At 69.8% G+C, this 12,105-nt stretch carries 9 protein-coding genes; 3 read left to right on the top strand and 6 right to left on the bottom strand.

The window, feature by feature from the left end:
- Positions 1-32 precede the first annotated feature (32 nt).
- Positions 33-650 carry a molybdenum cofactor guanylyltransferase MobA gene (mobA, locus tag FZN60_RS17340; protein ID WP_158874781.1) on the bottom strand — a complete coding sequence of 206 codons (618 nt, stop codon included), beginning with the start codon at positions 648-650 and terminating at the stop codon, positions 33-35.
- A gap of 152 nt (positions 651-802) precedes the next feature.
- On the opposite strand from mobA, the gene FZN60_RS17335 reads away from it, so the two are divergent.
- Positions 803-1,972 carry an HlyD family secretion protein gene (locus tag FZN60_RS17335; protein WP_158874749.1) on the top strand — a complete coding sequence of 390 codons (1,170 nt, stop codon included), beginning with the start codon at positions 803-805 and terminating at the stop codon, positions 1,970-1,972.
- Positions 1,973-1,978: 6 nt separating this feature from the next.
- The gene (locus tag FZN60_RS17330; protein WP_158874748.1) at positions 1,979-3,589 is read left to right on the top strand and encodes a DHA2 family efflux MFS transporter permease subunit; all 1,611 of its coding nucleotides are present in this window, start codon (positions 1,979-1,981) and stop codon (positions 3,587-3,589) included.
- Between the two features lie 7 nt (positions 3,590-3,596).
- Here FZN60_RS17330 and FZN60_RS17325 read toward each other — a convergent pair whose 3' ends face one another.
- Positions 3,597-4,769, bottom strand: coding sequence for an acetate/propionate family kinase (locus FZN60_RS17325; RefSeq protein ID WP_158874747.1), 1,173 nt, complete (start codon positions 4,767-4,769; stop codon positions 3,597-3,599).
- 3 nt (positions 4,770-4,772) lie between these two features.
- On the bottom strand, positions 4,773-7,181 hold the full coding sequence (locus FZN60_RS17320) for a phosphoketolase family protein (protein WP_158874746.1): 2,409 nt from the start codon (positions 7,179-7,181) through the stop codon (positions 4,773-4,775).
- Positions 7,182-7,393: 212 nt separating this feature from the next.
- Here FZN60_RS17320 and FZN60_RS17315 point away from each other — a divergent pair, with 212 nt between their 5' ends.
- Positions 7,394-10,366 carry a GAF domain-containing protein gene (locus FZN60_RS17315; protein ID WP_158874745.1) on the top strand — a complete coding sequence of 991 codons (2,973 nt, stop codon included), beginning with the start codon at positions 7,394-7,396 and terminating at the stop codon, positions 10,364-10,366.
- A 4-nt stretch (positions 10,367-10,370) separates the two neighbouring features.
- Here FZN60_RS17315 and FZN60_RS17310 read toward each other — a convergent pair whose 3' ends face one another.
- From FZN60_RS17310 to FZN60_RS17300, 3 genes are all read right to left on the bottom strand, one after another.
- Entirely contained in the window at positions 10,371-10,781 is a 411-nt protein-coding gene (locus FZN60_RS17310) for a DUF6496 domain-containing protein (protein ID WP_158874744.1), read from the bottom strand.
- A gap of 113 nt (positions 10,782-10,894) precedes the next feature.
- Positions 10,895-11,872, bottom strand: coding sequence for a magnesium transporter CorA family protein (locus tag FZN60_RS17305; RefSeq protein ID WP_158874743.1), 978 nt, complete (start codon positions 11,870-11,872; stop codon positions 10,895-10,897).
- On the bottom strand, positions 11,869-12,012 hold the full coding sequence (locus FZN60_RS17300) for a hypothetical protein (RefSeq protein WP_158874742.1): 144 nt from the start codon (positions 12,010-12,012) through the stop codon (positions 11,869-11,871). The genes FZN60_RS17305 and FZN60_RS17300 overlap by 4 nt, the downstream gene beginning before the upstream one ends.
- Positions 12,013-12,105: the final 93 nt, after the last annotated feature.

Genomic DNA, 12,105 nt, shown 5'->3' with positions numbered 1-12,105 from the left:
CGCGGCGATTGTCCATCCGCGCGCCGTGAGGCTCAGAGCCGCGCCAGCCGCTCCGCTTCGGCGAGGTCGTCCGGGGTGTTGGCGTTGAAGAACGGGTCGACCGGATCGGTCGGCCATTCGGCGCGGGCGACGGGAAAGCGGCCCACGAAGGCACCGACCTTGCGCAGCCCCTCCCCGACGAGCGCCTCGCGCAAGGCGCCGCGCAGCGCGACGGGCCAGAGCGCGATCACCGGATGGTCACGCCCGCCGGAGGCGGCGACGGCGATCGTCGCGCCCGCCGCGCTTCGCGCCGCGCGCAGGCGCTCGACGAGATCCGGCGGCAGAAAGGGGCCGTCGCCCGCGACGCTCGCGAGAAGCGCCGCGTCCGGCCGATGCTCCGCAGCCCAGTCGAGCCCGGCCAGGATGCCCGCGAGCGGTCCCGGATGATCCGGCAGCGGATCGGACACCACGGGCAGGCCGAGCGCGGCGAAGCGCGCGGGATCGCCGTTGGCGTTGAGAACGAGACCGTCGCATTGCGGCACCAGGCGCGCCACGACACGGTCGAGAATGGTCTCGCCGCCGACGAGGCGCAGCGGCTTGTCGCCGCCGCCCATGCGGCGCGACAAGCCGCCCGCGAGAACGAGGCCGATCGTCGCCCCGCCGCTCCCCATCCCTTGTCCCGCGCTCAAGCTTCGTCCTTCGATCGACATGCTCGCCGAGCACGTGGAGATTGCTGCATCGCACGGAACCAGCGCCGTGTCCGCGAATTGACTGCGATGCGACGGAACCGGCTTCGGCTCCGACCATCATCACAGGCAGCGTCATGCTGGACAAGCCAGACAATGGGCCGGGGGGCGCGAGCCACTCCGAAGCGACCGCACGAGCCCGCGACGGTGAGGGCCGCGACGACGAAGCGCGGCACGAGGATCCGCACACCGAAGCACCCCGCAAGAAGGCGTCGCTGCTGCGCCGGCATCCAATCTGGGTGCTGCTCGCGATCGTGGCGATCGTCGCGCTCGGGGTCGGCGGCTGGTTCTACTGGTCGGTGGCGCTGGAGCCCTATGAGAGCACCGACGACGCCTTCGTCGACGCCCGGAGCTTCCCGGTGGCGCCGCAGGTGGCGGGTTCGGTGATCGAGGCGAACGTCGCCGACAACCAGCACGTCCGGCCCGGCGACGTCCTGTTCCGGATCGACCCGCGCACCTATCAGGCGGCCCTCGACCAGGCCGTGGCGCAGGTCGAGTCCGCGAAGGCCGCGATCGGCAGCGCCGACGCGCAGATCGCCGCTCAGGAGGCGCAGGTCGCCGAGGCGCAGGCGGCCGTCGCTCAGGCCGAGGCGAGCCTCCGCTTCGCCGAAGAGGACGCGGCCCGCTACCAGAAGCTCGCCCAGGAAGGCACCGGCACCGTCCAGACGGCCCAGCAGGCGACGTCGAACCTCGACCAGCAGCGCGCGACCGCCGCCAAGGCGCGCGCCGCCGTCGTGTCGACGCAGAAGCAGATCGGCTCGCTTCAGGCCCAGAAGGCGAGCGCGCTCGCCGACCTGCAACGAGCGCAGGCCGCACAGGAACAGGCGCAACTGAACCTCGACTACACCACCGTGACGGCGCCGCAGGCCGGGCGCCTCGTCCAGGTGACGGGCGCGGTCGGCGGCTACGCCCAGACCGGACAGGCGCTCGCGATGTTCGTGCCGGACCAGAAGTGGGTCACCGCCAACTTCAAGGAAACGCAGATCGCCGACATGCGGCCGGGACAGCCGGCGGAAATCCACATCGACGCTTATCCCGAGGCGGCGATCCGCGGCCGGGTCGACTCCATCCAGCCGGGTTCGGGCACTGCCTTCTCGCTGCTGCCGGCCGAGAACGCGACCGGCAACTACGTGAAGGTCGTCCAGCGCGTGCCGGTGAAGATCGTCGTCGACAGTTGGCCGGAGGGCGTGTCGGTCGGCCCCGGCATGTCGGTCGTGCCGACCGTCACCGTCCGGCCGAAGGACTGAGCCGCCGTGGCAGGGACCGCCGCGGCCGCCGCCGGCAGCGCGAGCCGCCCCCGCGCGACCAATCCCTGGATCGTCGCGGTGGTCGTCTCGATCGCGACCTTCATGGAGGTCCTGGACACGACGATCGCCAACGTCGCGCTCCGCTACATCTCCGGCGGCCTCGCGGTGTCGGCCGACGAAGCGTCCTGGGTGGTGACGACCTATCTCGTCGCCAACGCCATCGTTCTCACGGCATCGAGCTTCATCGCCAAGCGCTTCGGGCGGAAGCGCTTCTACCTCGTCTGCCTCGCACTCTTCACCGCCTCATCGGTGCTCTGCGGCTTCGCCTGGAACATCGAGTCCCTGCTGTTCTTCCGGGTCCTCCAGGGCTTTGCGGGCGGCGGCATGGTGCCGATCTCGCAGTCGATCCTCGCCGACTCCTTTCCGCCGGAAAAGCGCGGTCAGGCTTTCGCGCTTTTCGGCGTCGCGGTGGTCGTCGCGCCGGTGGTCGGGCCGACGCTCGGCGGCTGGCTTTCCGACAATTACTCCTGGCACTGGTGCTTCCTGATCAACGGGCCGGTCGGCCTCATCGCCTTCGCGCTGGTCTGGTACCTCGTGCAGGATTCGAAGGAGGCGCAGCGGCTGCGCGAGGACCTGAAGCGGCGCAAGGTCCGCTTCGACATCGTCGGCTTCCTGCTCGTCGCGGGTTTCCTCGGCTCGCTCGAACTGATCCTCGACCGCGGCCAGATCGAGGACTGGTTCGGCTCCCCCTTCATCATCGTCGCGACGGTGATCTGCGTGACGCTGTTCGCCGCGATGATCCCGTGGGAGCTGCGGCACGGCAATCCGGTGGTCGACATCCGCATGGTGCTGACCCGGCAGTTCGGCTCGTGCTTCCTGGTGATGATGGCGACGGGCGCGATCCTCATCGCGACGACGCAGTTCATGCCCCAGCTCCTGCAGGAATACTACGGCTACACCGCAACCTGGGCCGGGCTCGCCTTGTCGCCCGGCGGCTTCGTGACGATGTGCATGATGTTCGTCGTCGGCCGCCTGACCGGCTTCGTGCAGCCCAAATACCTGATCGCTTTGGGCGCGGCGATCATCGCCTGCGCCATGTGGGACCTCACGCGCATCTATGCCGGGCTCGACTTCGGCTTCTTCGCCTGGTCGCGCGTCTATATCGGCATCGGGCTGCCGCTGATCTTCATCCCGATCACCACGGCCTCCTATGACGGCATCCCGCCGGACAAGACCGACCAGGCCTCGGCGCTCATCAACGTGGCGCGCAACGTCGGCGGCTCGATCGGCGTCTGCGTCGCGACCAACACGCTCGCCCACCGCGAGCAGTTTCACCAGAGCCGGCTGGTGGAGAACCTGATCCCCTCCGACGTCGCGTTCCAGCAGCGCCTGTCCGAGCTGACGAGCTACTTCCTGTCGCGCGGCGTGGGCTCGACGGCCGACGCGCGGGCGCAGGCCCTCGCCGTGATCGGCCGCACGGTGCAGGAGCAGGCGGGCTACGGCGCCTATATCGACGTCTTCTTTGTCCTGATGATCATCTCGGCCTGCGCCATCCCGCTGGCGCTGATCCTGCGCAACGTCAAGCTCGGCGGCGGCGCGCCGTCCGGCGCCCATTGAAGCGGGGTCAGCCCGCGACGACCCGAAGCGTCTGGCGTGCGATGACGCCCTCCTCGTCCGCCGGCAGCACCACGGCGGCAACGCGCGAGCCGGGGGCTGCGATGGTCGCCTCGCCGCCGGTCGCCGCAGCATTGGCCGCCTCGTCGAGCTCGACGCCGAGCCAGCGGAGGCATGCGCCGATCATCGCACGAACGGCCGGCTGATGCTCCCCGATGCCGCCCGTGAAGACGAGCCCGTCAAGGCCCTGGAGGCTCGCGGCCATCGCCGCGATCTCCTTGGCCGCCCGCAGGACGAACAGCTCCACCGCCTCCTTGGCGGCCTTGTCATTGCTCGCCTGGAGATCGCGGATGTCCGAAGACAGGCCGGACACGCCCTTGAGACCGGACTCCTTGTAGAGGAGCCGCTCGATCTCCTCGGCACCGAGGCCCTTCTCCTTCAGGAGGAACAGGATCACGCCCGGATCGAGCGCCCCGCAGCGCGTCGCCATGACGAGCCCGTCCAGCGCCGAGAAGCCCATGGTCGTGTCGACGCTCCGCCCGTCCAGGAGCGCGCCGAGGCTCGCGCCGCTGCCGAGATGCGCCGCCACGACCCGACGCCGTCCGGGCATCAGCGCGGGCAGGCGCTCGGCGACGTGGGTGTAGGACAGGCCGTGGAAGCCGAAGCGGCGCACGCCCTCCGCCTCGAAACGGCGGGGAATGGCGAAGCGCCGGGACGCGGGCGGGATCGTCGCGTGGAAGGCCGTGTCGAAGCAGCCGACCTGGACGAGGTCCGGCCGCTCGCGCGCGAGCGCCTTCGCCGCCGAAAGGCTGCGCGGCTGGTGCAGCGGCGCCAGCGGCGTCAGCGCTTCGAGGCGCGCGACCGTGCGCTCGTCGAGCCGCACCGGCGCGCAGAAGTCGTCGCCGCCGTGGACGATGCGATGGCCGACCGCCGCGAGCCGTTCCGCCCCAAGATGGTCCTCGATCCAGTCCAGAAGCCGCGCGGGCGCCTCTTCGCCCGCCCCGCCCCAGTCCTCGTCGGCGAGCGCGGTGCCGTCGGCATCGCGCGCCCGGAAGCGGCCGTCGCCGCCCACGTCCTCGACCTCGCCGCGCCGCGCGAGGACGAGGTCGTCGCCGGCGCGGGCGTAGAGCGCGAACTTGATCGAGGAGGAACCGGCGTTCAGCGCGAGGACGGCGTCGCTCATGCCTCAATCGCCCGCTTCGGCGGCCGTGCCGTAGGGCCAGCTCCAGCCGGAAATCTCCGGCATGTCCTCGCCGTGCTCGACGATGTAGCGCTTGTGCTCGGCGAGCTTGGCCTCGAAGCGTGACTTCGCCGCCTCGCCCGCCTCGCCGAGCCCGCCCAGCCGCTCGACCGCCAGGATCCCGAGGCTGAACCGGTCGAGCCCGTTCAGTACGACCATGTCGAAGGGTGTCGTCGTCGTGCCCTCCTCCATGTATCCGCGCACGTGGATGTTGCGGTGGTTGGCGCGCTTGTAGGTCAGGCGGTGAACGAGCGCGGGATAGCCGTGATAGGCGAAGACCACCGGCCGGTCGCGCGTGAACAGCGCGTCGAAGCGCTCGTCGGTCAGGCCGTGCGGGTGCTGGTCCGGCGACTGCAGCGCCATCAGGTCGACGACGTTGACGACGCGGATGCGCAGGCTCGGCAGCGACTGCCGCAGGAGGTCGACGGCCGCGAGCGCCTCCAGGGTCGGAACGTCGCCGGCACAGGCGATCACGAGGTCGGGCTCGCCCACCTCGACGTCGTTGGCGCCGGCCCAGCGCCAGATCCCCGCGCCCGCCTCGCAGTGGCGGCGCGCGGCCTCGTAGCTCAACCATTGCGGCGCCGGCTGCTTGCCCGCGACGATGACGTTCACCCGGTTCCAGGTGCCCAGGCAGTGGTCGGCGACCCAGAGCAGCGTGTTGGCGTCCGGCGGAAAATAGACGCGGACGATGTCGCTCTTCTTGTTGGCGATGTGGTCGACGAAGCCGGGGTCCTGGTGGCTGAAGCCGTTATGGTCCTGCCGCCAGACGTGAGAGGTCAGGAGGTAGTTCAGCGAGGCGATCGGCGCCCGCCAAGGCAGGTGGCGCGTGACCTTCAGCCATTTGGAATGCTGGTTGAACATCGAATCCACGATGTGGATGAAGGCCTCGTAGCAGGAGAAGAAGCCGTGCCGGCCGGTCAGGAGGTAGCCCTCCAGCCAGCCCTGGCAGAGGTGCTCGCTGAGCACCTCCATCACCCGGCCGTCCGGTGCCAGGTGGTCGTCATAGGGCAGCCGCGGCTCCATCCAGGTCCGGTCGGTCGTCTCGAACAGCGCGGACAGGCGGTTGGATGCGGTCTCGTCGGGTCCGAAGACGCGGAAGTTGCGGGTCTCCTCGTTCAGCGTCATGACCCGCGCCAGATAGCGGCCGAGAACGCTCGTCGCCTCGCCGATGGTGCCGCCCGGCGTGCCGACGTCGAGGGCGAACTCGGCCGGGTCCGGACGGCGAAGGTCCGTCTTCAGAAGGCCGCCGTTCGCGCGCGGATTGGCGCCCATGCGCCGCTCGCCCTTGGGCGCCAGGGCCGCGAGTTCCGGCTTCAGGCGGCCGTTCGCGTCGAAGAGGTCGTCGGGCTCGTAGGAGCGCATCCAGCGCTCCAGGATGGCGCGGTGGCCCTCGTCCTGGCGCGCCGCCGAGACGGGCACCTGATGGGCGCGCCAGAAGCCTTCGACCTTCTTGCCGTCGACCTCCTTCGGGCCGGTCCAGCCCTTGGGGCTGCGAAGGACGATCATCGGCCAGCGCGGCCGCTCGTCAACTCCGCCGCTGCGCGCCGCGGCCTGGATCGCGGCGATGCGGTCGAAGCAGCGATCAAGCGCCTGCGACATCGCGCGGTGCATCGGCATCGGCTCCTCGCCCTCAACGAAGACCGGCTCGTAGCCGTAGCCGGTGAAGAGCTGGCGCAGTTCGTCGTCGTCCAGGCGCGCCAGGATCGTCGGGTTGGCGATCTTGTAACCGTTGAGGTGGAGGATCGGCAGGACAGCCCCGTCGGTCGCGGGGTTCAGGAACTTGTTGGAATGCCAGGAGGCTGCCAGCGGCCCCGTTTCGGCCTCGCCATCGCCGACGACGCAGGCGACCACGAGGTCCGGCGCGTCGAAGGCGGCGCCGAAGGCGTGGACGAGCGCGTAGCCGAGCTCGCCGCCCTCGTGGATGGAGCCCGGCGTTTCCGGCGCCACGTGGCTGGGGATGCCGCCGGGAAAGGAGAACTGGCGGAACAATCGGGCCATGCCCGCCGTGTCTTCCGAGACCTTGGGATAGATCTCGCTGTAGGTCCCCTCCAGCCAGGTGTTGGCGACCATGCCCGGCCCGCCATGGCCGGGACCGCAGACGTAGAGCACCGATACGTCGCGCGCGGCGATCACGCGGTTGAGGTGGGCGTAGACGAAGTTGAGGCCCGGCGTCGTACCCCAGTGGCCGAGGAGCCGCGGCTTCACGTGCTCGGCCCGCAGCGGCTCGCGCAGGAGCGGGTTGTCCATGAGGTAGATCTGGCCGACGGACAGGTAGTTGGCCGCCCGCCAGTACCGATCGAGAAGCCCAAGCTCGGCATCCGTCGCGGTACGCGTTTCGCTCTCGGTCCCGTTCATCGCATCGCTCCTCGTCAAACACGGTCGGGAGCTAGGTCGCATCGGCAGGCGGGCCATGCCTCGTTAGCCGGCCGGGTAAGCAATACCGACCGCGAAATTTCGGGGGGCGCGGCGTCTCCCGCATGCATCAACGGCCAGCTATGTTACCGAAGATTGCAACTCCACCCCCCGCCTGACCTATGGTGGACGCGTGAGGATAGCGGAACGTGCGCATGATCCAGGTCGAACCGAACGAGCCGACGAGTTGGCCCGACGGCACCAGCGAGATGGCGGGATGGGTGAGATGCCGCGACTGGTCCGCGACGGCGCTCGGCGCGTCCGATGCCTGGTCGCCGAGCGTCAAAGCGGCGGTCGACCTCGTGCTGTCGTGCGGCGTCCCCATGCTCGCGCTTCTCGGACGCGACCTCGTTCAGATCTACAATGACGGCTACCGCGATCTCATGGGCCTGCGGCCCGCCGCGGGCCTGGGAGAGCCCATCGCCGCGTGGTGGCCGGACGCGTGGCGGCGCGATGCGCCGATCTTCGAGCGCGTTCGCGGCGGGGAAACCGTCATCTGCGAGGACGCGCCCTTTCCGCCCGCATGCGGCGGCGATCGGGCGGACCACCGGTTCAGGCTGAGCTACAGCCCGATCCGCGGGGAGGGAAACGGGATCGCCGGCGTGCTCGTCGCGCTGGCGGAGACGACGGGCCCGCGGGCGGCCAAGCGCCTCGGTGCGATCGACGGGGAGGCACCGGCGGAATTGACCCGCGACAGCTTTCTTCTCGCGCTGTCCCACCGCCTTCGGCCGCTTGCCGATCCGGAAGCGATCCAGGCCGAGGCCGCCCGCCTTCTCGGCGAGCGGCTCGACGCGGACCGCTGCTTCTACCTGCGCCTCGCAGGATCGGACACGGCCGCCCTCTTCGAAGCGGATCATCTGCGATCAGGCGGATCAGGCCCTTCCGCTTCAAACGTCGTCGCCCTCTGCCCTTCGATCCTCCAGGCGCTGGCGGCGGGACGCCCGATCGCCCTCTCCGATGTCGAGGTCGCTTCGCTTCTCTTTGACGAGGAGCGGCAGGGACTGGCCGCGCGATCGATCCGCGCCCTTCTCGCGCTGCCCGTTCTCGACAGCGGAAGGCTCGTCGCCTGCATGGCGACGGCGTCGCGGACGCCTCGCCGCTGGTCGGACGACGAGATCCGGCTCGTCCGGGACGCGGCCGAGCAGACCTGGGATGCCGCGGACCGGGCCCGGGCCATGCAAGCCCTGCGGCGCTCCGAGCGGCAGTTGCGGTTGGCGATGAAGTCGGCGGGGCTCTATCTCTGGAGCGTCGACGCGGCGACGGGGCGGATGGAGTTTTCCGACGACCTCGCCGAAACCCGCGAGCTGCCCGATCACCGGGACGCCTGGGACATCATGCGGCGCATCCCGGCGGACGTTGCGTCCGACGAGCAGGAGCGGCACAGGCTGGCGGCCCTCGCGGCGATCGGCGGGCGATCGGACTTCCGCGAAACCGCTCCCATCATCCATCCGGAGGACGGGTCGCCGATCTGGATAGAGGCGCGCGGAACGCCGTCGCGAATGGCCGACGGCGCGTCGCCCCGGCTCGTCGGCGTCGGGGCGAACGTCACCGGCCAGCTGCAGATGGAAAGGCGCCTGCGGCGGAAGAACGCCGTCCTCGAAGGGATCGCCCGCATCTTCCGCGAGGCTCTGGGCGCCAGCACGGCCGAGGAGCTCGGCCGCCTGTGCCTCGCCGTCGCAGAGGACGTGACGGAGAGCGGCTTCAGCTTCATGGGCGAGGTCAACTTCGCGACGAACCGCTTCGACGAGCTGTCGATCAGCGATCGAGGCTGGCAGGCCTTCGCCATGGACGATCCGAGGTTTCCGTATCGTAAGGCGCCCGTCGGCCTGAAGATCCACGGCATCTACGGTCGGGTCCTGGTCGAGGGCCGGAGCCTGATCGCGAACGACCCGGCGACCCATCCCGATCGCATCGGCACGCCCGCCGGGCACCCGCCGCTGCGGAGCTTCCTCGGCGTGCCCCTCGTCCATGACGGGCAGACCATCGGCATGGTCGGGCTCGGCAACCGCGAGGGCGGCTACGGCGAGGACGAGCGCAAAGCGGCCGAAGCGCTCGCCCCCGCGATCCTCCAGGCCCTCCTGAGCAAGCGCATGGCGGAGGCCCTGGCGCAGAGCGAAGAGCGGCTGCGGCGCTTCGGCGAGGCGTCCTCGGACGTCCTCTGGATCCGGGATGCCCAAACGCTTCGCTGGAGCTACCTGACGCCGGCGTTCGAGCGGATCTACGGCGTGCCGCGCGAGGTGGCGCTCGCGGGCAACGACGTGCGCAACTGGCTGAAGATGATCCTGCCCGAGGACCGTCGCACCGCGCTGAAGGCCATCCGGCGGGTTCGCAAGGGCGAGCGCGTCAGTCTCGACTACCGCATCCGGCGCTCGTCGGATGGCGAGATCCGCTGGGTGCGCAACACCGACTTTCCCGTGCCCGGCTCGAACGGGACGATCGCCGGCATCGGCAGCATCAGCCGCGACATCACCGAGGAGCGCGAACTCGCCGACCGCCAAATCGTCCTCGTCGCGGAGCTGCAGCACCGCACGCGCAACATTCTCGGGGTCGTGCGCGCCATGGCCGACCGGATGGCCGGGAATACGACGTCGCTGAGCGTCTTCCTGCCGAGCTACCGCGCCCGCCTCGGCGCCCTTTCGCGCGTCAACAGTCTCCTGTCGCGGCTGGACCAGCACGAGCGGCTGACCTTCGACACGCTGGTGCGCACCGAACTGGGCGCCCTCGGCGTCGATCCCGACGAGCAGGACGGACGCGTGGTTCTTCTGGGGACGGCCGGGGTGCGGCTGCGCTCCGCGACGGTTCAGACCTTCGCCCTCGCCATCCACGAGCTGGCGACCAACGCGGTGAAGTACGGCGCCCTCGCCGCACCCGCCGGTCGGCTCACCGTCGCCTGGGCGACCTACAAGGACGACGACGGGGCGCGGCGACTGCGGGTCGAGTGGACGGAAATGGACGTTCCCGACATGCCCGCGCCGGACGCTCCGCCGCGCGGCGGCGGCTACGGGCGCGAGCTGATCGAGCGGGCGCTGCCCTACCAGTTGGGCGCACGGACGACCTACCAGCTGACGCCGGACGGCGTCAGCTGCACCATCGACCTGCCCTTGTCCGCCGGCGCGTCCGCGGAGTGACGGCTCACTTGGCGAGCGCGCGCTCCAGCTCGGACTTCGTCATGGACGAGCGGCCGGGAATGTCGCGCTTGCGGGCCTCGGCGTAGAGCGCCTGCTTGGTCCGGCCCTGGCTGTCGCTTGCCGTTCGGCGCTTCGTTGCCGCGTCCATCGTGCGCTTCTGCGCGCCCTTGCCTTCGGCTTCGGCCTGCGCTGTTTTCCCGCGCGCTTCCTTCGACTTGGTCTTGCGCAGGGTCTCGCGGTTCGTCTCCGGGTCTTCCTGGTTCGTCGCCCCGGCTTCGCGTAGGGCAATGGCGACGGCCTGGCTGCGGTCCGTCACCTTGGCGCCGGTGCCTCGGACCCGCAGTTCGCCGTGCTTGAATTCGTGCATGACGCGCGCGACGGTTTCCTTCTGGGCGTCGGTCTGCTGCTGTGCCATGGCGGCTGTCTCCCGTTGCGGCCGGAGGTTGCCGGCCCTCTTCGCGTTTCAACGAAGGGGGGCTTGGCCGGTTCCGGGTGACGGCCCCGCCCGACCTTCCGCAGCCGGTCGGCTCAGAGCCAGCCCTTCCGCTTGAACCACCAGAACGGAATGATCGCCGAGACGATCATCATCACGAGCGCCAGCGGGTAGCCGACGCGCCAGGAGAGCTCCGGCATATGCTCGAAGTTCATCCCGTAGATCGTGCCGACGAGGGTCGGCGGCAGGAACAGGACGGCGGCGATCGAGAACACCTTGATGATGGTGTTCTGCTCGATGTTGATGAGGCCGAGGGTCGAATCCTGGAGATAGGCGATTTCCGCCTCGACCCGGGCCTCGTACTCCGCCAGCGAGCGGATGTCGCGCTCCACCGCCTTCAGCTTGCCGTTGGCGCCGTCCTTGATGAAGCTCGCGCCGGCGCGCACGAAGAGGATCAGCCGGTTGAGGCTGAGGAGGCTCTCGCGCAGGATCGCCAGCATGCGGTTCTTGCGGCCGAGAAGGATGAGGAGGTTGCGCAGGTTCGCGCTGCGCTCCTCGGCGTTCGGCTTGACCTCCTCGTCGTAGAAGATCCGGGTCGAGACGTCTCCCACCGCCGTTTCGGCGACCTCGATGAGATCGGCGATGCGCTCAACGATGCTGTCGAGGAGCGCGATGAAGAGGAGCGTCGCCGTCGTGTAGCTCTCGGGCGCCTTGTGCCGCTTGGCCTCGAAGGCGCGGAAGGGCATGGGATCGGCGTAGCGCACGGTGATCAGGCGCTCTTTCGTCAGGACGAAGGTGACCGGCGTGCGCGCCGGCCGCTTGTGCGTCGCGTTCTCGATCAGGACGGCGGTCATGACGAGCGCGCCGCCCTCCTCGTAGAGGCGCGACGATTCCTCGATCTCGGCCATTTCGAGCTGCGTCGGCACCTGGATGCCGAGCATCGACTCGACGGCCTTCTCCTCGTCCTTGGTCGGGTTGTGCAGGTCGACCCAGACCAGCCCCTCCGGCAGCCGCGAGCAGTCGCTGCCGGCCGAAACGAGGCGTCCGCCGTCCACCGTGTGAAGCGTGATCATTGTCCCGCCCATCCCGCGAGAAACGCGACGAGGTCGACGGCGATGACGGGTCCGAACACGGCGCCGAGCGCGAGGGCGAGCATCATACCCACGTCGGAGGAGCGGCGGGCCTGGCTCGCGGAATGCGTTCTGAAGATCATCGAAAAGTCTCCCGCAACCGGACGACCGCCGCCCGGGAGACGCTGGATCCCGTCCCTCAGCCGGCCAACGGCCTAATTGTTCGACTGCAACTG

The organism is Antarcticirhabdus aurantiaca, from assembly GCF_009765365.1.
GTDB classification, from domain to species: Bacteria; Pseudomonadota; Alphaproteobacteria; order Rhizobiales; family Rhizobiaceae; genus Antarcticirhabdus; species Antarcticirhabdus aurantiaca.
The sequence above is the reverse complement of the archived record's forward strand: the minus strand, read 5'-3'. Positions and strand labels throughout refer to the sequence as shown.